Here is a 22,188-nt window from a genome sequence, read left to right as displayed (position 1 = left end):
CAGGAAGCCCCGCCGAGTGCTCTCGGCGGGGCTTCGAAGTTCCCATTGATGTCGGGGTGCTATGCGAGTGCAGTCACAAGCGCTTCCACGTAAAGGGATCCAACGCTCTTGGCGTCTGCCATCACTTCGTGCAGAGTCGGGCCATCAGGCCCGGTGAGCTGTTGCTGCCGAAGCGCCAGCTGGGCCTCCCGACTTCTGAAGTGCTGCGGCCCCCCGGCAGTGACGCCGCTCTTGTCGAGCTGCCAGTCGACATGGTCGGCGAAGCGACGTACCCATTCGTCGAGCCCGACCGGCGCGTCGTCCGGAAGATCCCCGGTCACCATGCGGCAGTGCAGCTCGATGAGTTCCGCAGCCTTGAACGGGTAGTAGTCGGGCCCCATGGGCTCCTCATCGAAGAGGTCGAGGAGACTGGACACACTGTCAAGCAGACGTGTGATTTCTCCTGCATCCATCGGTTTGGTCTCATCGACGGCCGTCGGCACCAGTTCGTTCCAGGCCAGCCACCCCGGTTCGCCTGACACAGTGTCGATCCATCCGTCCGACAGATCAGAATTCACAATCGGGCCGAATCGGGCAATCGCGAGGCGTGCGCGCTGGATCCGTTGCGAGAGTTCTGGGGAACCGGTCATTCGCCCCCACCTCCTCCAAATGTGAATGAACGTTGTCCCCACCGGAACTGGAACCGGTTTTTCTCGTCGAGAGTGTAGTTGACTCTGCCCTTCCAGGCGGATGGACCGGTCAATTCTCCGCCTTCGCTCCGAATCGAATTCTCGCAGTAGGGGCAGACGTTTCTGCTCGCACCGCCGTTCCAAAGAGTCCAGTTGTTGTTGCTGATGTGCTGCATCGCGTTGGTTTCCGCGTGCAGTGAGGGGTCATTCACGGCGGCTTCTTCACCGGACTTCAGGGCCCCGAGCTGGGCACTGGTCAGGCCGTCGCCACTGGCAGCAACCACATCTACCGGTGTTCCGTCACCCTTGTCGGCGCGAATGACGGCAACCGTCTGATTCTTGTACGGTCGGCCACCGCCCTTGGACCCGTCATGGATGACATTCCTGATGTCCTGGGCTCGATCACTGAGTTCACAGTTGTGTACGAGCACCGGGGTGGTGTCGGCCAGCACGTAGTACGTGTGCAGCCCGTCGACCGTGAGGTCGTACGTGACGGCGTCCGCGTGGTACAGCCGGACCGTCTTGACCTCGACGCTGCCGTTCTCGGTCTCCAGAAGGTCGCCCTCGTGGAGATCCTTGGCCTCGACGAAGGCGGACCTTGTCTGGTCGTAGAAGGGGTGGTGGTAGGTGGTGGTGATGGTCGACGCCGAAGGCGTCGACGCGGTGGCCGTGGTCGGGGCCAGGACCGCCGCGGCCGCGGCCGCGGCGGTCAGGCCTGCGGCGGCCTTCTTCAGGGCACGGGCACCCAGGCCACCGGTCTTGGTGGTCGGGGCGACCGTGACGTCCACGAAGTCGCGGTCGGTGCGGGTGACGATGACCTTGTCGACCTTGTGGGTCTCCGTGGCGCCGGGCTTGCCCGGTACCGCGTTCCTGATCTCGTCGCCGGCCTTGACCTCGTCGATGCGCTTGGACGAACCATTAGCCATGGCCACGCGGGTCTCGCCCGTGAAGCTGTGCGCCTGGTCCCCGCAGGTCGAATGACGCATGGCGCCCGCGACGGCGCCCATGGCCGCACCGTCGACCGCGCCTTCCCGCACGCCCTCGGCAGCCGCCCTGCCCGCACCGGACCAGGAACAGCCTGCTCCGCTGCGGGAGCAGGCGATGCCGTAGCCCGCGGCGCCGACGGCCCCGCCGGTCATGCCGCCTATGGCGGCGCCCTCCAGCGCGCCGGTGACCACCTTCGGCAGGGCCTTCCCCAGGGCCGACTCGGCGAGCTTGCCGCCGAGCGCGCCGCCCAGCGCACCACCGATCGCGCCGCCGACGGCACCGATGCCCACCGCGCCGGCGAATGCGCCGACCGAGCAGCCACCGGACTGGCCGGACATGCACTTCGCGCCCTGGTTGATCGCGCCGCCGACCGCGCCGGCCAGCGCGCCACAGCCCGCCGCGCCGACGACCGCGCCGACGCCTCCGGTAGCGGCACCGAGTGCGGCCTCGCAGCCGGCGAAGACAGCGGCCGAAGCCACGAAGGAAGCGATCGCCCCCGCGTGCTTCTTGACGTACGCCGCAGCCGTGTTCACCGCCTTGGCCGTCGCGTGGTACGCGGTCTTCACCGCTTGGACGGTGTGGTGGTACGCGTGGCTCACCACATGTTTCGTCGCGTGGTAGGCGTGGCCGGCGGCGCGTCTGATGTGCCGGTAGCCGTCATGGATCGCCCGGCTGGCCCGGGAGACCGCCCTGTGCACGTAGTGCGACACCACGTGGGACGCGCGCTTCACGTACGACGTCGTGGCGTGGTACGCGCTGGAGCTCCAGCTGGAGACGGTGTCGTAGGCGCTGGACGCCCACGACGAGACGGTGTCGTACGCGCTGGACGTCCACGACGAGAACGAGTCGTAGGCGCTCGACGCGTATGACGTCACGCTGTGCAGGCCGCTGGAGAAAGACCTCTTGAGGTTGCCCCAGAAGCCGTGGCCCGACGGGTCCGTGCCCTTCAGCGGGTTGTCGTCCACGTACGCGAACGGGTTGGCCGTGACCGAGTTCGGGACCGGGTCGAAGGCCATCGTGTCGCGGTTCATGAACTGGCCGGCGGCCGGGTTGTACCAGCGGGCGGCCATGTTGACCTTGCCCGTGGTGTTGTCCGTCCAGCCCGACTGGTAGCCGAGGTGACCGAGTGGGGCGCCGGTCGTGCCGGTGGGGTTGCCCAGGGGGTCGTAGGCGGTGGAGCCACTCAGATCCGTGCCCGCGGCCGTGAAGTTGCCGATGACGTCGTCGTGCTGGTCGGTCAGGGCGAGCGCGCCGGGGACGGAGCCGCCGGGGGTGCCGATGCCGATCAGGCCGCCGTCAGGGGTCCAGGTGTAGGTGTTGCCGCCGTCCGAGGCCAGGGTGTTGCCCGTGCCGGTGTAGGCGAAGGAGAGCTTGGCTCCGCCCGCTCCATTCGCGGTGACGACCCGGCCCAGGGCGTCGGTGACGTACGTCTGGGTGCCCTGCGTGAGTTGCTGGTCGAAGGCGTCGGAGGCGAACACGGTCGGCGTGCCGGTGGCCGTCGACTGCTGGGTCAGGGTGCCTCGGGCGCTGTACCGGTAGGTGTTGACTCCGTCGCTGGTCAGCTGGTCGCGGGCGTCGTACGCGTAGACGTTGGAGCCGACCCGGACGCGGTTGCCCGAGTCGTCGTAGCCGTACGCGGTCGTGGTGTTGCCGTCGTTCCAGGAGGTGAGGCGGTCGGCCCAGTCGTAGGTGTAGGTGTGGTTCGACGGGCCGGCCAGGCCGGTGGTGGTTCTGCTCGTCTGGTTGCCGTTGGTGTCGTAGCCGTAGCCGATGGAGGCGACGGTGTTGCCCGCGGCGGTCTTGAGGGTGTCGTTGGTCAGCCGGTGCAGCTTGTCGTAGCCGAAGCTCCGGACATTGCCGTCCTTGCCGCCCTGCGTGTACTGGATACGGGTCGGCTTGGAGAGGTTGTTGTAGGTGTAGGTGAGCTGCGTGCCGGTGGCCGGGTCGGTCAGGGTGGACAGACGGCCGGCGTTGTCGTAGCCGTAGCCGGTGGTGCCGGCGGCGTCGGTGCGGGTTGTGACGAGGCCGTCGCCGTTGTAGGCGAAGGAGCTGGAGCCGGACGTTCCGGCAGCGGTCAGCAGCAGGCCCCGGTCGTTGTAGGTGAAGGTGTTCGATGTCGCGGGGACGGGCGTCCCGGATATCGCGCTGGTCGCGGCGGAGGTCATGCGGCCTTCGGCGTCGTAGCCGAAGCTACGGGTCGCCGTGCCGATCTCGGCCCCGCTGCCGGACTGCGTGGTCAGGCTGCCCAGCGCGTCGTAGTCGGAGGTGACCTTCACCCCGCCGGGCGCGGTGTGCGTCACCGCGCGGCCCGCCGCGTCGTAGGACGTGGTGAACGTCGAGTCCGCCGCGCTCGTGTACGAGTACGCGGTCGTCGACACCGGCGGCTCGATGACCGACTCCGGGAGGTTCCAGGAGTTGAAGGTGTAGTAGCGGGCGTTGCCGCGACCGTCGGTGAAACGGGTGCGGTGGCCGGCCTGGTCGTAGCCGAAGCCGGTCGTGATCGAGTGCGTCGCGTCGACCGGCTGCACCTCACCGGTGACCTGGCCGAGCGCGTCGCGCGTGAAGGTGGTGGTGTGCTGGTTGGCGTCCGTGGAGGACAGCAGCTGACCGGCGGCGCTGTACGTCGCCGAGCGCGTGGAGAGCACCGTCTGCTTGTCGGTGTCCAGCGACTGCGTCCGGACGGGGTTGCCCAGCTGGTCGTAGGTGACGGTGTTCCAGGTGCCGTCGGGCAGGCCGACGGCCGTCTTCTGTCCCTTCAGGTCGTAGGTGTTCTGGGTGGTGTTGCCCGCCGCGTCGGTGACCTGCGTGATCTCGCCGACCCGGTTGTAGCCGTAGCTGGTGGTCACACCGTTCTGGGTCGTGGTCGACGCCAGGAAAGCACCGCCCGGGTTCGCCGCCGAGGCCGCGTACGAGTGGGTCGTGGTCGACGTGACCGGGCTGGGGAAGCGCTCCAGGGTCGTCGTGGTGAGCTTGCGGCCCATGAAGTCGTACGTCGCCTGCGTCTGCGCGCCCGACGGTGACGTCACCGACAGGGCGTCGCCGTTGGCGTCGAAGACGGTGCGCGTGACGCCCTTGTTGGCGTCCGTCACCTGCACGACGTCGCTGAGCTGGTCGTAGACGTAGCCGGTGGTGTGCCGCAGCGGGTCGGTGACCAGCGTGACGTTGCCGAGCGCGTCGTACGTCCAGTTGGTCGTGGCGCCGGCGATGGGGGTGCCGCCACCGGGCGGTGTGTAGTCGGGCAGGGTCTGGGCCGTCTTGCGGCCCTCGGCGTCATAGGCCGTGGTGACCGTGTTGCCGTTCGGGTCCTGCGCCTCCGACTGGTCGCCGAAGGTGTTGTAGCCGACCGTGGTGGTCGGGTGCACCAGGGCCGGCGCCCCGCCGTTGATCTCCGCGTTGACCGCCGGAGCGACGGTGACGGTCTGGTGACCGGCCTCGTCGTGGGCGTAGCCGGTGACGTTGCCGTCGGCGTCGGTCATGCTGACCGGCAGACCCCGCTTGTCCAGCTTCCAGCTGGTGGTCGCCTGGCCGCTGGAAGCGGTGGTGCCGCCGGAGCGGTCGGCGCCGTAGAGGCGGGCGACCTCGTCGCCGGAGAGGGCACGCGGGTAGGTCTGGACGTTGTCGAGGGCGCCGCTGAACTGGTTGTACAGGCCGCCGCTGGTCGTGTGGACCGCGCCGAAGGTCGTCTGACCGGGGGCGTTCCACGGGCTGGAGTTCGTCGCCGTGCCGGCCGGCTGGCCGTTCACGTAGAGCTTCATCGCACCCGTGCCCGAGTCGAACGTCGCGACCAGATGCGTCCAGGTTCCGGCGGCCGCGCTGCCCGCCGGCGAGAACGCGACCGGGTAGTCGGCGGTGGAGCCGTCGTTGGTGCTGGTGACGAAGGCCCAGGCCTTGGTGCTCGCCCTGTAGTTGAGGTAGAAGGACTGGTGGTCGGCACCGCCCTGACCGATGAGGGTCTGGCTGTCGGCCGTCTGGCTGTTCAGCTTGACCCAGGTGGAGACGGAGTACGACGACGCCGTGTCGAGCACGGGACCGTTGGCGCCGATCACGCTGGTGGTCCCGTTGAACGAGGCCGCTCCGTCGTTCCAGGTGACGTCCTTGGCGACGGCGGTGTTGCCGGTGCCGGAGGCGTCGGTGACGGTGGTGCCGGACGTCTGGTTCAGCGGCCACCAGCCGGTCGGACGGCCGACGCCGTCCTGCCGTACGGAGCGGCTGGTCAGGTTGCCCATCGCGTCATAGGCCGAGCTGGTGGTGTGCGTGGTGCCGCTGCCGTCGCTCAGGGTGCTGGTGGCGACCCTGTCGTCCGGCGTGTACGACACGGTGGTCGTGCGGTTGACACCCGTCGGGTCGATGGTCGTCGCGACCACGCGGTCGGCCGCGTCGACGGTGGACTTCGTGACCGTGGCGCCGTTGTTGGTCGCCTGTTCGATCAGGTTGCCGGCGGCGTCATAGGTGTTGGCCTGCTGGACGAAGGTGTTCTTCCCCGACGGGTCGGACTTGGTGATCGTCGCCGTGAGGTCGTTGTCCGTGTAGGTGTACGACGTGGTGTTGCCCATCGCGTCGGTGATGGACTGGAGCCGCCCGGCCGGGTCGTAGGCCCGGGAGGACTGGACCAGGTCCTTAGCCGGCGAGGGGTTGGCCGGGTCGCCCGTGTAGTCCTTGAGGGTCTGGGTGAGCAGGTGACCCTCGGCGTCATAGGCGAAGGCGAGGGTGGTGCCGAGCGCGTCGCGCTCGGTGGCCTTGTTGCCGTACGCGTCGTAGGTGAAGGACGTCGTCGACTTCGTCGCGTCGGTGTTCGTCTCCAGCTGGTTGTACTGGTTATACGTGGAGGAGACGGTGCGCGACGCGTCACCGCCGGAGAGATCGGCGACGGTCTGGGACGTGACCAGTCCGTCCGCGTCGTAGACCGTACTGGTCCTCGCCTGGTGGACGGCACCGGTGACGCGGTTGGTCACCGCCGGATCGGTCTGCTCCACGACCTGTGACTCGGCGTCGTACTTGTACTGCGTGACGAGGCCGCCAGGGAAGGTGTCCGAGACGACCTTCTTGCTGACCGGCCGGCCGAGGTTGTCGTAGGTGAGGCCGGTGACCTGACCGTTCGGGTCGGTGGTGGAGGCGACGTCACCGTTCTTGAAGTAGGTGATCGTCGTCGTGGCGCCGCCCGGGGAGACCGTCTTGTACGGCAGGCCCTTGGGGGCGAAACCGCCGTCGGCCGCCGCGATCGACGTGCCGTCGGTGTACGCGATCGTGGTCGTGCGACCGTTCGGGGAACCCGGCACGGCCGGGGTCGTCACACCGGTCTGGTTTCCGGCCGCGTCGTAGGAGAATGACGTCAGATACGTGTTGTCCGTCGCGGAGGACGAGCGCCCGTCGCGCACGGTGGCCGGCAGGTCGTTCTGCGGGTTCGGCGTCAGCTGAGTGCTGGTGTCGTCGGGCAGATAGGTCGTGTACGTGGTCGAGCAGGCCTGCGCCGCCTGGTTCTGACACGTGGTCCTGGCGACCTCGTTGCCCCGCACGTCGTGGCCGGTGGTGACGACGTTGCCGTTGGGGTCGGTGACCGTGTGCTGGAAACCGGCCGTGTCGTAACCGTAGGTGGTCTTGTACCCACGGCCGTCGATCTGCGCGACGGCGCGGTTGCCGTTCCACAGGTCGTACTGGTAGGTGACCGTCCTGGTACCGGGGTCGGTGACCTTGACGACCTTCAGCGGGGACAGCCCGTTGGAGCTGCGCCCGGCGGACCAGTGGGCCGCCGCGTCGCCGCCGCTGAGCTCGGACCGGTAGAAGGCGGCTTCCGCGATCGAACCGGAGAAATAGCCGAGCGCGTTGGTGGGACGGGCGGGCCAGCCGTTGGACTCACCCGCGCCGATGTAGTTGTAGCCGGCGGCCGAGCCCTTGAGCGCGGCGGTGGTGGAGCCGGCCTGCACGCCGTCGACGTACAGGTGCTGGCCCTTGGCGGATCCGGTCAGCAGGGTGTGGTGCCACTTGCCGTCGTTCACGAGCGCGGACGAGACCATGCCGCCCGCGACGCCGTTGGTGTCCCAGAACTTGCCGTGGACCTTGCCGTCGGTGCCGACGTAGAGCGCGGGCGTCCAGTCGTTGGCGGTGGGGTTCGGCCCGTTCACGGCCGCGCCGGACTGGCTGAAGAGCACACCGCCGGCGGTGCTGCCGGCCGGGGTCCGGAACCACATCTCGACGGAGTTGGGCCCGGTCTGCACCTGCTGGCTCGCGGGGAGCTGGACGAACGAGGACGAGCCGTTGAAGGCCGCCCCGGTCGTGTCGGTGAAGGGTCCCTCGGAGCCGAGGGTGGCGTTGGCGTACGTCGCCGCGCCGGAGTTCACCTCGTTGACCGCCTGGCCCGCGCCCGCCGGGTCACCGAGCCGGTAGTAGGCGGCCGGGGCGGTGCCGAGCACCGACGCGCGGTAGACCTCGCTGGAGCCCTGCACCGTGGGAGCGCCCATGGTCCAGGTGCCGCCGTTGGAGTCGGTCAGCCGGGTGACGTCGGCGGTGACCGGGTCGTACGAGACCGAGGCGAAGGTCTTGCCGGAGGGGCGCGTGACCGAGCTCAGCAGGCCGGCGGGCTTGGTGCCGGCGCGGTAGAGGTCGGTGACGTTGGCCTGGGTCAGCGGCTTCTCGAAGTAGGAGGCGCTGGAGATGGAGCCCTTGAAGTAGGTGCCGTAGAGGGTCTGCGAACCGTAGTGGGGCTGGTCGGGGAAGTTGGCCCCGAGATAGCCGGCACCCAGGTACACATTGCGGTACAGCCAGGGCATGGTTCCCTCGGGACCGACCGTCCCGGAGCCCGGCGCGGTACCGACCTTGTTGCCGTCCAGCCACATGGTCTGCGCGGACCAGGAACCGGCGAGCACCACGTGGTGCCACTTGCCGTCGGTCACCGCCCCGGACGTGGTGATCGGCACGGGATTCTCGGGGCCGTACCAGTACAGGCCCATGAGCTTGCCGTCGCTGCCGATGTACAGCGACGGCATGAAGTCGCCCTTGGTAGCCGTGTCCTTGACCGGCATGTCGGAGTACGAGAACAGGACGCCGGCCGCGGTGGTCGACGTCTTGAACCACAGCGAGACCGACTGGGCCGTGCTGGACCCGATGCCCAGGTTCGGCAGCTTGACGGACGAGGACGTGCCGTTGAAGTCGGCGGCGGTCATGCCGCTGCCCGCCAGCGGGCCCGGCTGTCCGAGGGTGACGTTGCTGTAGGTGGCGTTGTCCGCGCCGGCGCGGGCGAGCACGGAACTGGCGGCCGTGGTGCCGGAGCTCTCGGCGAGCGGCCAGTACGAGCTGGGGCCCTGGTCGAGCACCTGGTTGTGGTACTGGGAGCCCGAAGCGTAGCCGTAGCGGGCGCAGCCGCTGGTGTCGACCGGGGAGCACACCTGGTTCAGCTGGTCGCCGGTGTAGGAGTACGTCCAGGTCGACGCGGTCGACGCCTGTCCGGCGGTCGCGGGGTCGGTGGCGACGGTCGCGACGTGCGCGGCCGTGGCGCCCGAGGGCGTGGACCAGGTCAGGTACAGGGACCGGCCGGAGACCGCCGAGGTCATCGTGGTGACGCGCCCCGAGGACCACACGAGCTTCGTGGTGCGGCCGTTGGCGTCCGTGATCGACGTCAGACCGTACGCGCCCGAGCCCAGGGCCTGGGTGAAGGCGTAGACCGTGGCGCTCTTGTCGGTGAGGGTGTAGCCGCCGCCGGAGACGGGCGCGAAGGTGGCGAAACGTCCCTGCGGTGGGGCGAACGAGCCGTCCGGGTTCTTGCCGTAGCCGACGGCGGATCCGTCGGGGTAGGTCACCTGGACACTGGTCACGGCGCCGGTGGCGTCGTACTGCTCGGCGGCCTTGGCGTCGAAGACGCTGGACCAGCCCGCTCCGAAGGCGCCGGTGACCCGGGGGTCACGGGAGTTGTAGTCCCGGGTGACCGTCAGGGACGGGCCGGGGGTCGAGACGTTCGCGTCGACGGCCGAGGTGGTGTAGTTGCCGATGGCCGGGCTGTAGCCGTGGCCGTCCGTGTTCTGGGAGAGGCTCGACGTGACGGCGGGCTGTGGCACCTGTGTGGTCATCAGCTGCCAGTTCGGGCCGGCCGAGTAGTTGGTGCCGTCGTACGACTGCACCTCCCAGTAGTACGACTTGCCCCACTTCAGTTTGCCGGCGGGCACGTTGAAGTAGTCGGTGGTCGTGAGGCCGGAGTCCGCGAGCTTGTTGCCGTCGGTGTCGTAGACCTGGAAGTCGTACTTCAGACGCGTACCGAGATGGGTGTCGAGGGACCCGACCGCCGTCAGTTGCGGGGTCAGGGTGTTCACCGGCGCGTTGTTCGCCGGGGACGTCGAGAGCACCTGCGGCAGCAGCGCTCCGGTGTAGGTGAGGAACAGGTTCGGCATCGCGTCCGGGTTGTTGACCGACCCGAACTGCTTCCAGTGCAGGTTGTCCGACGTGGACGCCGAGACGGCCAGACCGTAGTCGTCAGTGGCTCCGGTGGCGGAAGCCCACTTGTTGAACACCGCCGTCGACAGGGGCACCTTCAGGTAGTCGCCCTTGGACAGGTCCCCGGCCTTGTTGTTGCAGCTGACGGGCACGTTCGGCGTCAGGTTGCCGATCGACGAGCCGTAGGACGGCCCCGGCCAGCTGGTGACCTGCTGGGGCGTCCACGCCTTGGTGACCGGCGCGACGTCGAAGCGCTGCGGGGTGCACGTGGACGACCAGACGGCGTAGAGGTCGAGCTCCGCCGCCGTCACCGTGACCTGGGAGTTGTCCAGGCCGAGGGTGGGGAACTGGAAGTAGGAGACCGCGGAGTGCGGGCCGGAGTCCCAGGAGCCGACCTTCGTGGTCAGCTCCATCGAGTGGTCGCCCGGCTCACCGGACTCCGCGTACGTGCTGCCGGGCTGCACGTTGTGGTACGACGGGTCCACGACCACGGGGAAGACGCGCTCCTTGGCGTGCAGCCAGGACGCGTCCAACGTCATCCGGAGCGTCGTCTTCCCGCCGGATTCCACCAGCCTGTAGCTGACCGCGTGAGTGGTGGCGTGGTCACCTGAGGCACGGTCCACGCCGGCGTCGTACGCGTAGGCGGGCGGGATCACCACCGAGGCCTTGCCCGAGCCGTCCAGCAGCTGGACGGAGCCGTCCTTGGCCAGGACGGGCCGCAGGCCCTGGGTGTCCAGGGGGAACGTCCACTCGTTGCCGGCCTTCGCCGAGTGGAGGACGACCGACTCCTTCAGGCCGGACCGCACCGAGTGGAGTTCGAGGTCGGTCTCCGGGAGGACACCGCGGTACTGCGCCGTGGAGCCGGAGACCTCCGGCTCCACGGCGGCCGCCCCCTGGAGGCCGTACGCGACCGCGTGCTTGCCGTCCGGGGCCACACGCGCCAGCGCGGAGTCGGCCGCGCGGGGTGCGAAGTCGACCGCGAAGGAGTTCGCTTCCTGGTGGAGGCGCCCGTCGGAGCCCTTGTGGATCGTGGTGTCGATGCGCTGCCAGTCACCCCCGCCGTCGCGGAAATTGACGGGGACGGGCGACAGGCTCTTCGTGTAGGACCCGTCCTCGTTCTGGTAGTAGTCCGAGGTGGCCGTGGACTTCGAGGCGACGCGCTTGCTGGTCCTGGCGTTGAAGCCCAGCCCGCCCGCGCTCGGTCCCTTGGTGGCCTTGCGCGCGTAGGGCTCGTAGGCGGGCAGCTCGCCCTTGCCCGGAGCGGGTCGCTGCCCGGCTCCGTGCCCCGCCCGGGTCGAGCCCGTCGAGGCGTTGTGGCCGCGGTCGGCGGCGCTGCCCGTGGCCTGGTGCGGCAGGCGGCCCCAGTCGGGTGCCTTGTGGCCGGTGAGCCAGGAGGCCAGGGAGCCGAGGGAGGGGAGCGGAACGGGCGTCAGGGTCGCGCCGGTCGCGGCGGCCTGACCACAGGTCAGGGCCATGGCCAGGGTCGCCAGCGCGACCACGGCCAGGCCGCGGGTGAGGCTGTCGTACAGACGTCTCCACCGTGTGGAACGGCGGTAGGGACGGGAAAGCATGGGTCTCCATCGAAGATCAACTAAAAAACAAGCCGAACTTTCCTCGATGGAGGTTGTTTCAAGCCAGAGTCATGAACATGATCTTAAGCTTTCTTTATCTCTCCAAAACCTGGGGTGACCTGCGAAAACAGGATCTTTCAGACGTGGTCTACACCAATCGGTCACTCCTCCGGCTTGTCCTTCACCGCGTCCTTCACCACCCGCGCGACGGCGGCCCGGGTGCCCTCCGTCCGCGGAATCACCGTCACATTGCCCTTGGCGTCGCCCTCCCCGACGACCGCGAACCGCGTCTTCGGCGTCCGCCCGGCGACGTCACGCGTCGCCGCCACCTGCGTCCCGCCGACCGCGATCACGACATCGCAGCGCCGCTGGACGAGGGTGTTCACATAGGGCACGGCGTTCGCCACGGTGTCCGGGCCGGACACCGGCAGATTCATCACCTTCGCCTTGGTGGCGAGGGAGGCGTCCTCCATGCCCGCCCAGACCGGGGCCGCCTCGCTTCCCGCCACCCCGTGCTCGTCGGTCAGCAGACAGGCGCTGTGGGCGCTGTACTGACGGGCTCTCGGCGCGGGGGCCTCGTCATCGTCCCCGCTCAGCACGACGGCCGCGATCACCCCTCCCACCAGCAGCACCGCTCCGGCCCCGGTGGCCAGCCATGATGTGCGACGCATCGCGCGCTTCCTCTCGCGTGGGACCGGGCCCGCTGCCCGGTCATGGATCCGCGCGAGCATAGACACAAAGGGAATCCGCTGCTCCGGCCGGGGGAGCCGTCAGGTCGTCAGGCGGTCAGGTCGTCATGTGCAGGCCGTACCGCCACCGTCAGGTGCAGGCCGTGCCGCCCGGGCCGCCGTGGAAGAAGTACTCGTTCCATGGCGGAGCGGCGTGGCGCACCTCGCAGGTGAAGCAGTTCGCGGAGGGCTGGGACGCCGTCAGGGAGGCCTGCACCGCGCCGCCCGCGGTGGGGTAGTAGACGACGTCGCGGTGGTACGCGGCGTACTGCCAGCCCGCCGAGGCGAACAGGCCGCTGCCCATCGGGGGCCAGGCCGTGCTGTCCACGACCTCGCCGCCGTAGTCCACGTCGGAGGCCGCGCCGGAGGCGAGCGGGCCACTGCCGAACAGCGAGCCCGGGTAGTAGCCCACGGCGTTGCCCGCCGTGGTGCCCCCGAGGTAGAGCCACCAGTTGCCGCCGTTGAAGTACCAGGTGACCTCCAGCTCGTACTGCGCGCCGCCCAGCACGCTCACCGGGCCCAGCGTGCCGCCGAAGGCCCAGTTGGGGTTCGTCTGGACGAAGGCGGAGCAGTCGTGGTTGTAGCAGCCGGTGCGCTGATAGCCGTCGGCCGTCCAGTAGATGAAGAGGCACGGCTGGGTGGTGCCGTACTTCCCCGGGAAGACCTGCCAGCCGCACTCGACCGTCTGCACCGGCGAACCCGCGGCGTACCACTGCTGGGAGAGCGAGAAGACCTGCGAGCCGACATTCGGGTCCCAGACATTGATGAAGCTGTGGCCACCGAGATTGCCGGCCACCTGATAGGCATGGGCGTACTTGTGGACACCCGCCTGCACGGCGGGCGGACTGAGCCGGGGGTGGCGGCCGGTGCCCAGGGGGCTCTTCCGGAAGAAGTCCCCGAGGGTGCCCCTCCGGGCCAGCTCGTCGAGGGTGATCCGGCGCAGCGCGACCGTGCCCGGCGGGCACGCCATCGCGTGCCCGAACTTGTCGATGCGGTCCGATCGCAGCTGTGGCGGCAGCGGAAGGCTCTGCGGGGTGACGCCGGGGCCGGGGGCGGGTGGGGCGTCGACCGGGGCGGCCGGGGGCTCGGTGACGCCCCGGAGGGCGGGCTGGCTCTCGACGGGGACGCAGTCGAAGATCTGGCCGTTGTCGTCCACGAAGGTATGGGGGACGTCCTCGATGCCGGCGTACAGCGACTGGATGTGCGCCCTCATCGCGTCGAATTCCTCGGCGCCCACGGGTGTGGTGGGGCGGGCGGCGCTGAACAGCGTGTGATCCATGGCGCGCACGCCGCCGATGAAGGTGGAGAAGTCGGGGAAATGCGGCTCGTTGCGAGGAGACATGACCGGGCTCTCCGTTCCGATCTGTTTCGATGCGTTCTGATTCGTTCCGATGCGTTCCGATGCGTTCCGATCCGTTTTGATCTGTGCGGGCGCGCAGCGCGCGGCCTCTGCTGAGGCGATCCCCCTGGAATCACCCGTTCAGTGGAAAGTTCACCCGAACGGTCCAGTCCGCTCCGGGTCCGTGCCGTCGTCGGGGCCGCTCCGTCGCCGGGTCCGCCGCCGTTCGGGTGATGTGGGCGGAGGCCGGGGTGTCCGCCGTGACCGGGCGTTGGAAGAGATACGGCATGCAGACTGACAGCCTGACGCGGTTCCTCCATGCCCTGAGCCCCGCGAGCCGAGAAGACGTCGAACAGCTCCCGCGCGAGCAGCAGGAGAAGATGGCCGAGGAGTGGGAGCGATACCTGCGCGACGACACCGATCTGCTGTCGCTGAGCGAACTGGACCCGGCCACGGCGGAGAACAGGGCCGCCGAGCACGTGGTCCGGGACTACTTCTGAGCGACGGACCGCCCCGGTGCGCAGGGGTGTTGACCCGCCGGCGTTCCGCTGGCTAACTTCGCGACACGGATGGTCGATTCCGCGCAGCGGAAGTCGCGGTGGCGGGTCGCGGTGGCGGGTCACGGTGGTCGGGGAGGGCATCCATGGGGCAGCGGACGACGGTCGCGACGACCTTCACCAGCGCGGTGCGGGAGAGCGTAGGCGACTCCCTCGCGGCGGTCGACGCCGAGCTCGCCCGGCGCTATCCGGGCGACGCCGGCACCCGCCAGCCCGTGCACACCGTCTACGTCCCGGCCGACACCTTCACCGCCGGTACCGTCCGCGAATGGGGCGACCGGGCGCTCGCCGCCCTCGACGAGCACGCCCCCGACGCGGAGGCGTTCGCCGGCGTGCTCGGGCTGCCCGGCGAACTCGCCGGGCCCGTGTACGAGCGGGTGCGGGCCAAGCTGGAGCGCGAGCCCGTCGAGGACCTGCGGATCGACTTCGAGGACGGGTACGGGCCGCGCCCCGACGCCGAGGAGGACGCGGCCGCCGCCCGCGCGGCCCGGCTGGTGGCGCAGGCGTACGCCGACGGTACGGCGGCCCCCTTCACGGGTGTGCGCGTCAAGTGCATGGAGGCCGCCGTCCGCGAACGGGGCATCCGCACCCTCGACATCTTCCTCACAGGGCTGATGGAGGCCGGCGGACTGCCCGACGGGCTGATGCTCACCCTGCCCAAGGTCACCTATCCCGAACAGGTCGTCGCGATGGCGCGGCTGGCCGAGGAGTTCGAGACGGCGCACGGGCTGCCGGAGGGGCGGATCCGTTTCGAGATACAGATCGAGACCACCCAGGCCGTCCTCGGGGCCGACGGCCGGGCCACCGTCGCCCGGCTGATAGACGCCGGCGGCGGACGCGTCACCGCGCTCCACTACGGCACCTTCGACTACAGCGCGGCTTGTGGTGTCGGCGCCGCCCACCAGGCCCCCGATCACCCGGTGGCCGATCACGCCAAGGCCGTCATGCAGGTCGCGGCCGCCGGCACGGGCGTCCGCCTCTCGGACGGTTCGACGAACGTGCTGCCCGTCGGCACGACCGCGCGCGTCCACGAGGCGTGGCGGCTGCACCACGGGCTCGTCCGCCGGTCGCTGGCCCGCGCGTACTACCAGGGCTGGGACATGCACCCCGGACACCTGCCGACCCGCTACGCCGCCGTGTACTCCTACTACCGCGAGGGGCTGGAGCGGGCGGCCGCCCGCCTCGTGGCGTACACGACGGAACGGGCCGGGGGCGACGTGCTCGACGAGCCCGCCACCGCCCGGGCGCTCAGCGGCCATCTGCTGCGCGGCCTGGACTGCGGGGCCGTGGACACCGCGGAGGTGACCGGGCTCACCGGGCTGGACCGGGCCGCGCTGGAGCGGCTGACGGGGCGGGCTGTCTGACAGGGCGGGCCGTCTGACGGGGATGACGGAGAGCTTTGTCTTTCGGCCCCGCTTCCGTTTCCGCGGTCCCGATTCCGCGGTCCCGGCGGATCAGCGCTCGACCGGCGGGAGTTCGCCCGAGCCCCGGACGATCAGACGGGTCGGCAGTTCGACGTGGCGGGGCGTGTCCTCCGCGCCGTCCAGCCGGCGGAACAGCAGCTCCGCCGCCGTGCGGCCGAGGCGGGCCGCGTCCTGTGCGACGACCGTGACACCGGGGGAGAGCAGGTCGGCCAGTTCGAGGTCGTCGAAGCCGACGAGCCCCACGGGGTGGGCCAGCTGCGCGACGACACGCAGGATCGTGACCGTCACCCGGTTGTTTCCTGTGAAGAACGCTGTCACCGGATGCTCGCCCGAGAGCATGCGCTCCGCCTCGGCCCGTACGCGCTCGGGGGTGGTCGGGCCGAGGGACACCCAGGCATCGGAGACGGGCAGCCCGGCGTCGGCCATCGCGGCGTGATACCCCCGCAGTCGCTCCCCGGCCGTGTGGATGTGCGGCCGGTCGCCGATGAAGCCGATACGGCGGTGGCCGTGGGCGATCAGGTGGGCGACTCCGGCGCGGGCGCCGCCGTGGTTGTCGGAGAGCACCGCGTCGGCGGCTATCCGCCCGGCCGGGCGGTCGACGAAGACCGTGGCGACGCCGGCGGCGATCTCGGGTTCGAGATAGCGGTGGTCGTGGCCCGCCGGGATGACGATCAGGCCGTCGACACGGCGGGCGCAGAACGCCAGGGCGAGCTCCCGTTCCCGCTCGGGGTCCTCGGCGCTGGAGCCGTTGATGAGCAGGGCGCCGTGGGCGCGGGCGACCTCCTCGACGGCACGGTTCAGCGGCGCGTAGAAGGGGTCGGCGAGGTCCTCGAGGACGAGGCCCACCGACGAGGTGCGGCCCTTGCGCAGGACACGGGCGCTGTCGTTGCGCCGGAAGCCGAGCGCCGTGATCGCCTCCTGGACGCGCCGCTCGGTTTCCTGGGTGACGCCCGGCTCGCCGTTCACCACGCGGGAGACGGTCTTCAGGCCCACCCCGGCGCGGGCCGCGACGTCCTTCATGGTGGGCCGGGTGCCGTAGCGGGGGAGCCGGCCGGTGGCGGCGTCGTTCACAATCGCTGGTCCTTTGCGCGGAGGGGCGGCTGAGCCATGCGTCCGATGTGCGGAGTGACGTCGAGCATAGGGCCTGGACAACGTTGTCAACGCTGGAGAGACTGACGTCCCGAAAACCCTGCGGCGGCCTTGCGGCGAGCTTGTGGCGGTCGCGTCGACCCGGTCGCGATTGCGGCAGCCTTGCGGTGAACCCCTTCATTCCTCGTGTGTCAGGACTCGTGTGGGTGAGGGTCGTTACAGGATCCGTGGAACAGGAGAGAGACCGGCACCGTGCACACCGACTCCGGCGACCTCGTCGCCGCTCTCGACATCGGCGGCACCAAGATCGCCGGGGCGCTGGTCGACGGTGCGGGGCGGCTGCGTGTCCGTGCCCGTCGGCCCACCCCGGCGCGGGAGGACGGCGGAACGGTCATGGCCGCCGTGGCGGCCGTCCTCGACGAACTGGCCGGATCCGCCGAGTGGCCGCTGGTCCGGGCGGTGGGCATCGGCAGCGCGGGCCCGGTCGACGCCTCCGCGGGGACCGTCAGCCCCGTCAACGTGCCCGGGTGGCGCGGGTTTCCGCTGGTCGCCGAGGTAACCCGGCGGGTGGGCGGACTGCCGGTGACGCTGGTGGGCGACGGGGTCGCGATGGCCGCCGCCGAGCACTGGCAGGGCGCCGCCCGGGGACGGGCCGACGCGCTCTGCATGGTGGTCTCCACGGGGGTCGGCGGGGGACTGGTGCTCGGCGGGCGGCTGCGGTCCGGGCCCACCGGTAACGCCGGCCATATCGGGCATATCAGTGTTGAGTTGGACGGGGATGCCTGTCCGTGCGGGTCGCGGGGGTGCGTGGAGCGCATCGCCAGTGGTCCGAACATCGCCCGCCGCGCCCTCGAGGCCGGCTGGCGGCCCGGATCCGGCGGGGATCCGAGCGCTGCCGGCGTCGCGGCGGCCGCCCGCGCGGGCGACCCCGTCGCGCTGGCCTCCTTCGACCGCGCGGCGCGGGCGCTCGCGGCGGGCATCGCCGCCACCGCGACGCTCGTGGAGATCGAGGTGGCGGTCATAGGCGGCGGTGTCGCCGGCGCCGGCGACGTCCTTTTCGCGCCGCTCCGTGCGCACCTGCGTGACTACGCGGCGTTGTCCTTCGCCTCGGGCGTCGAGGTGCTCCCGGCCCGGCTCGGCTCCGACGCGGGCGTGGTGGGCGCGGCCGCCGCGGCCGCCGCGGCGGCGGGGCTGTGGGGGCCGGCCGGGGGAACGGGGGGAACGGGCCCGGGAACCGCCAGCGGCATGTGACGGCTGCTCAGGCCCCGGTCCGGTGGCTCGCCGTGGGGGCCGCCGGTGGTCCCCCGGCACCCCGCCGGCAGCCCGTGGCCGGGACCGCGCCCCATGCCGCTCGTACACGTTTCCGTGGCAAGGTGGTGCGGGCACTGTGTTCCCGAGCCCGTCACAGGGGGCTACGGGGCCGGGGCCGTCACCGGGGGCTACGGAGGAGGGGGAACCGTGATCGTCTGGCTGAACGGCGCGTTCAGTGGGGGCAAGACCAGCACGGCGAAGGAACTGACCCGGCTCATCCCGGGCAGCACCCTCTACGACCCCGAAGTGACCGGCGGGGCGCTGCGGTATCTGCTGCCGCCGAAGAGACTGAGCGAGGTCTGCGACTACCAGGACCTGCCGATCTGGCGGCGGATGGTCGTGGACACCGCGTCGGCGCTGCTGGCCGAGGTGGGCGGGGTGCTCATCGTGCCCATGACGCTGCTGCGGCAGGAGTACCGGGACGAGATCTTCGGGGCGCTGGCCTCGCGGGCGATCCGGGTGCGGCATGTGGTGCTGACGTCTGAGGAAACGATCCTTCGGGCGCGGATCGAAAGCCGTGTCGAGTTTCCGGACGACGCCGTGCGGAGTGAGTCCGTGCGGCAGTGGGCGCGCGACCATGTTGTTCCGTACCGGGAAGCGCTGGCGTGGCTGCGGGGGGACGCGCTCGTCGTCGACAACGGGGGGCTGACCCCGCTCGAGACGGCCGAGCGCATCGCCGAGGCCGTGCGCGACGGCTCCGCCGGGTACTGCCCGATCGTCCAGACGCCCGAGCCGAAGGCGGCGACGCTCGCGGCGGGGGTGCTGCTCTTCGACGAGGAGGACCGGGTGCTGCTCGTCGACCCCACGTACAAGCCGGGGTGGGAGTTTCCCGGTGGCGTCGTCGAGCAGGGGGAGGCGCCCGCGCGGGCCGGGATGCGGGAGGTGGCGGAGGAGATCGGGATCGAGCTCAGCGCCGTGCCGCGGTTGTTGGTCGTCGACTGGGAGCCGCCGAAGCCGCCCGGTTTTGGGGGGCTGCGGTTTCTGTTCGACGGGGGGCGGCTGAATTCGGCCGACGCGCGGCGGTTGTTGCTGCCGGGGGCGGAGTTGCGGGGGTGGCGGTTCGTTACGGAGGACGAGGCGTCGACGATGTTGCCGCCGGTGCGGTTGCGGCGGCTCAGGTGGGCGTTGCGGGCGCGGGAGACGGGGCGGGTGATGAATTTGGAGGCGGGGGTGCCGGTGGGGTGACGGCCTGACCGGTTGGTTCGGTGGGTGGGCGAAATCCCGCGCCGTCAGGCGCGGGCACCCCCACCGGCGGGCAACCGGAAAGCCGGCGCCCCCCGGAGGGCAGGGCTACGCCCTGCTCTCCGCGTACTTCGTCAGGAAGACCGCCTCCGCGAGGGAAAGCCGCTCGAGCTCCTGCGGAGAGACACTCTCGTTCACCGCGTGGATCTGCGCCTCCGGCTCGCTCAGGCCGATGAGGAGGATCTCCGCCTCCGGGTACAGCGTGGCGAGCGTGTTGCACAGGGGGATCGAGCCGCCCATGCCCGCCGCCTGCATCTCCTCACCGGGGTACGCGATGCGCATGGCCTCGGCCATCGACGTGTACGCCGGGCTGTCCGTGTCGGCCTGGAAGGGCTGGCCCTGGCCGACCTGTTCCGTGGTCACCCGGGCGTTCCACGGCGTCGCCCGCTCCAGGTGCGCCCGCAGCAGCTTCGTCGCCTCGGCGGCGTCCACGCCCGGCGGGACGCGCAGGCTGAGCAGGGCGCGGGCGCTCGCGTGGACGGACGGGGTGGCGCCGACGACCGGCGGGCAGTCGATGCCGAGGACGGTGACGGCCGGGCGGGCCCACAGGCGGTCGGCCACCGTGCCGTCGCCGATGAGACCGACGCCGTCGAGGACCTTCGCGTCCTGGCGGAAGTCCTCCTCCGGGTACTGGAGGCCCTCCCAGGTGCCCTGTGCCTCCAGGCCGGCGACGGTCGTGGAGCCGTCCTCCGCGCGCAGCGAGTCCAGGACGCGGATCAGCGCGGCGAGCGCGTCCGGGGCGGCGCCGCCGAACATGCCGGAGTGGAGGTTGCCCTCAAGGGTGTCGATCCGGACCTGGACGAGCGTCATGCCGCGCAGGGTCGCCGTCACGGTGGGCAGCCCGAGGCGGAAGTTGCCCGCGTCGCCGATGACGATGGTGTCGGCGGTCAGCAGCTCCGGGTGGGCCTCGGCGTAGCGCTCCAGGCCGCCGGTGCCCTGCTCCTCCGAGCCCTCGACGATGACCTTGACGTTGACCGGGATGCCGCCGTGCTCCTTGAGGGCGCGCAGGGCGGTGAGGTGCATGATCAGGCCGCCCTTGCAGTCGGCGGCGCCGCGCCCGTACCAGCGGCCGTCGCGCTCGGTGAGCTCGAACGGCGGAGAGATCCAGGCGGCCTCGTCCAGCGGCGGCTGCACGTCGTAGTGCGCGTAGAGGAGCACCGTCGGGGCGCCGGCCGGGCCGGGGAGGTAGCCGTAGACGGACTGGGTGCCGTCGGGGGTGTCGAGGGTGGCGACGTCCTGGAAGCCCTCCGCGGTCAGCGCGTCGGCCACCCAGCGGGCGGCGGCCTCGCACTCGCTCTTGGGGAACTGCGCCTCGTCCGCGACCGACTTGAAGGCGACCAGCTCGGCCAGCTCGGTCCGGGCGCGGGCCTGCAGGCCGGCGACGGTCGCCGCGAGCGCGGCCGGGTCCGGCTGGCGGGTCGGGGACGTGTCCATGGAACGCTCCTTGGGGGCGCGGCGTTGAGTCCGTACGTACGGGCGATATCGTCCCCGATCCTCCCATGGCGGTCGGCCGGGTCCGGCCGGTGGGCCGCCCGATGGCGGGCCTTAGGATGCGGGCGACAGCCTTAGCCGGTGTTCGAGGGGAGCAGAAGCACAGGTGAGCAGCGACAACGCAGCCCGGGAAGCCATGGGGGACAGCGGGCCGGTGTGGGACGTCGTGGTGGTCGGAGCGGGGCCCGCCGGAGCCTCGGCCGCGCGGGCCGCAGCCTCCGAGGGACGCCGGGTGCTGCTCCTGGAGAAGGCCGAGCTGCCGCGTTACAAGACCTGCGGAGGCGGCATCATCGGCCCCTCGCGCGACGCGCTGCCGCCCGGTTTCGAGCTGCCGCTGCGCGATCGCGTGCACGCCGTCACGTTCTCGCTGAACGGGCGGATGACGCGGACGCGGCGGTCCAGGCACATGCTGTTCGGGCTGATCAGCCGGCCCGAGTTCGACGCCGCCCTGGTCGAGACCGCCAAGGCCGCCGGGGCCGAGGTGCGCACGGGCGTGACCGTCTCCCGGGTGGAGCAGCACGGCCCGGCCGTGCCCGACCGGCGCACCGTGGCCGTCGTGCTCGGTGACGGGAGCACCGTGCTGGCCCGCGCGGTGGTGGGCGCCGACGGCAGCGCGGGGCGCATAGGGGCACACGTGGGGGTGAAGCTCCAGCAGGTGGACCTGGGCCTGGAGGCCGAGATCCCGGTGCCCGCGACGGTCGCCGAGGACTGGGCCGGGCGCGTCCAGATCGACTGGGGCCCGATTCCCGGCAGTTACGGGTGGGTCTTCCCCAAGGGGGACACCCTCACGGTCGGGGTGATCTCGGCGCGTGGCGAGGGCGCGGCCACCAAGCGGTATCTGGAGGACTTCATCGCCCGGCTGGGGCTGGCCGGCTTCGAGCCCAGCATCTCGTCCGGGCACCTGACGCGCTGCCGGGCCGACGACTCGCCGCTGTCCCGGGGCCGGGTGCTCGTCTGCGGCGACGCGGCGGGGCTGCTGGAGCCGTGGACGCGCGAGGGCATCTCCTTCGCCCTGCGCTCCGGGCGGCTGGCGGGGGAGTGGGCCGTGCGGATCGCCGAGGCGCAGGACGCAGTGGACGCCCGCCGCCAGGCCCTCAACTACGCCTTCGCCATCAAGGCGGGGCTGGGCGTGGAGATGGGTGTGGGACGCCGGATGCTCGCGGTCTTCGAGCGCCGCCCCGGTCTCATCCACGCCGCCGTCACCGGATTCCGCCCGGCCTGGCAGGCGTTCGCCAGGATCACCCGCGGCTCGACCACCCTCGCCGAGATCGTACGGACGCACCCCGTGGCCCGGCGGGTGCTGAGTGCCGTCGACCGGGGCTGACCCGGTGAGCGCCGTCGATCGGGGCTGATCCGGTTTCCC

The 22,188-nt window shown here is 70.9% G+C and carries 11 protein-coding genes; 5 read left to right on the top strand and 6 right to left on the bottom strand.

The window, feature by feature from the left end:
- Positions 1-59: 59 nt before the first annotated feature.
- The 4 genes from ACFYZR_RS29250 to ACFYZR_RS29235 all read right to left on the bottom strand — a co-directional run bounded on the left by ACFYZR_RS29250 (position 60) and on the right by ACFYZR_RS29235 (position 13,714).
- Complete coding sequence (locus ACFYZR_RS29250; protein ID WP_391915623.1) at positions 60-629, bottom strand: hypothetical protein; 570 nt, start codon at positions 627-629, stop codon at positions 60-62.
- Entirely contained in the window at positions 626-11,644 is an 11,019-nt protein-coding gene (locus ACFYZR_RS29245; protein ID WP_391915621.1) for a LamG-like jellyroll fold domain-containing protein, read from the bottom strand. Before ACFYZR_RS29245 ends, ACFYZR_RS29250 begins: the two co-directional genes overlap by 4 nt.
- Before the next feature lie 161 nt (positions 11,645-11,805).
- Entirely contained in the window at positions 11,806-12,315 is a 510-nt protein-coding gene (locus ACFYZR_RS29240) for a BMP family ABC transporter substrate-binding protein (RefSeq protein WP_391915619.1), read from the bottom strand.
- A 148-nt stretch (positions 12,316-12,463) separates the two neighbouring features.
- Positions 12,464-13,714: a neprosin family prolyl endopeptidase gene (locus tag ACFYZR_RS29235; RefSeq protein WP_391915617.1), complete on the bottom strand. Its 1,251-nt coding sequence runs from the start codon at positions 13,712-13,714 to the stop codon at positions 12,464-12,466.
- A 284-nt stretch (positions 13,715-13,998) separates the two neighbouring features.
- On the opposite strand from ACFYZR_RS29235, the gene ACFYZR_RS29230 reads away from it, so the two are divergent.
- Both ACFYZR_RS29230 and ACFYZR_RS29225 read left to right on the top strand, forming a co-directional pair.
- Positions 13,999-14,211, top strand: coding sequence for a hypothetical protein (locus ACFYZR_RS29230; RefSeq protein ID WP_391915615.1), 213 nt, complete (start codon positions 13,999-14,001; stop codon positions 14,209-14,211).
- A gap of 143 nt (positions 14,212-14,354) precedes the next feature.
- Positions 14,355-15,632 carry a DUF6986 family protein gene (locus ACFYZR_RS29225; protein WP_391915612.1) on the top strand — a complete coding sequence of 426 codons (1,278 nt, stop codon included), beginning with the start codon at positions 14,355-14,357 and terminating at the stop codon, positions 15,630-15,632.
- A gap of 90 nt (positions 15,633-15,722) precedes the next feature.
- On the opposite strand, the gene ACFYZR_RS29220 is transcribed toward ACFYZR_RS29225, so the two are convergent.
- Positions 15,723-16,712: a LacI family DNA-binding transcriptional regulator gene (locus tag ACFYZR_RS29220; protein ID WP_391915826.1), complete on the bottom strand. Its 990-nt coding sequence runs from the start codon at positions 16,710-16,712 to the stop codon at positions 15,723-15,725.
- A gap of 321 nt (positions 16,713-17,033) precedes the next feature.
- On the opposite strand from ACFYZR_RS29220, the gene ACFYZR_RS29215 reads away from it, so the two are divergent.
- Both ACFYZR_RS29215 and ACFYZR_RS29210 read left to right on the top strand, forming a co-directional pair.
- Positions 17,034-18,032, top strand: coding sequence for an ROK family protein (locus ACFYZR_RS29215; protein WP_391915610.1), 999 nt, complete (start codon positions 17,034-17,036; stop codon positions 18,030-18,032).
- Between the two features lie 207 nt (positions 18,033-18,239).
- Positions 18,240-19,277, top strand: coding sequence for an NUDIX domain-containing protein (locus tag ACFYZR_RS29210; protein ID WP_391915608.1), 1,038 nt, complete (start codon positions 18,240-18,242; stop codon positions 19,275-19,277).
- A gap of 105 nt (positions 19,278-19,382) precedes the next feature.
- Here ACFYZR_RS29210 and ACFYZR_RS29205 read toward each other — a convergent pair whose 3' ends face one another.
- Positions 19,383-20,768 carry a dipeptidase gene (locus ACFYZR_RS29205; protein ID WP_391915605.1) on the bottom strand — a complete coding sequence of 462 codons (1,386 nt, stop codon included), beginning with the start codon at positions 20,766-20,768 and terminating at the stop codon, positions 19,383-19,385.
- Positions 20,769-20,961: 193 nt separating this feature from the next.
- Here ACFYZR_RS29205 and ACFYZR_RS29200 point away from each other — a divergent pair, with 193 nt between their 5' ends.
- A complete protein-coding gene (locus ACFYZR_RS29200) occupies positions 20,962-22,149 on the top strand; it encodes a geranylgeranyl reductase family protein (RefSeq protein ID WP_391915824.1) in 1,188 nt (395 codons plus the stop codon).
- Positions 22,150-22,188 lie beyond the last annotated feature (39 nt).

Source organism: Streptomyces sp. NPDC001678 (assembly GCF_042892945.1).
Lineage (GTDB): Bacteria > Actinomycetota > Actinomycetes > Streptomycetales > Streptomycetaceae > Streptomyces.
Note: the sequence above shows the minus strand (reverse complement) of the source record. Positions and strands in the feature narration are given on the sequence as shown.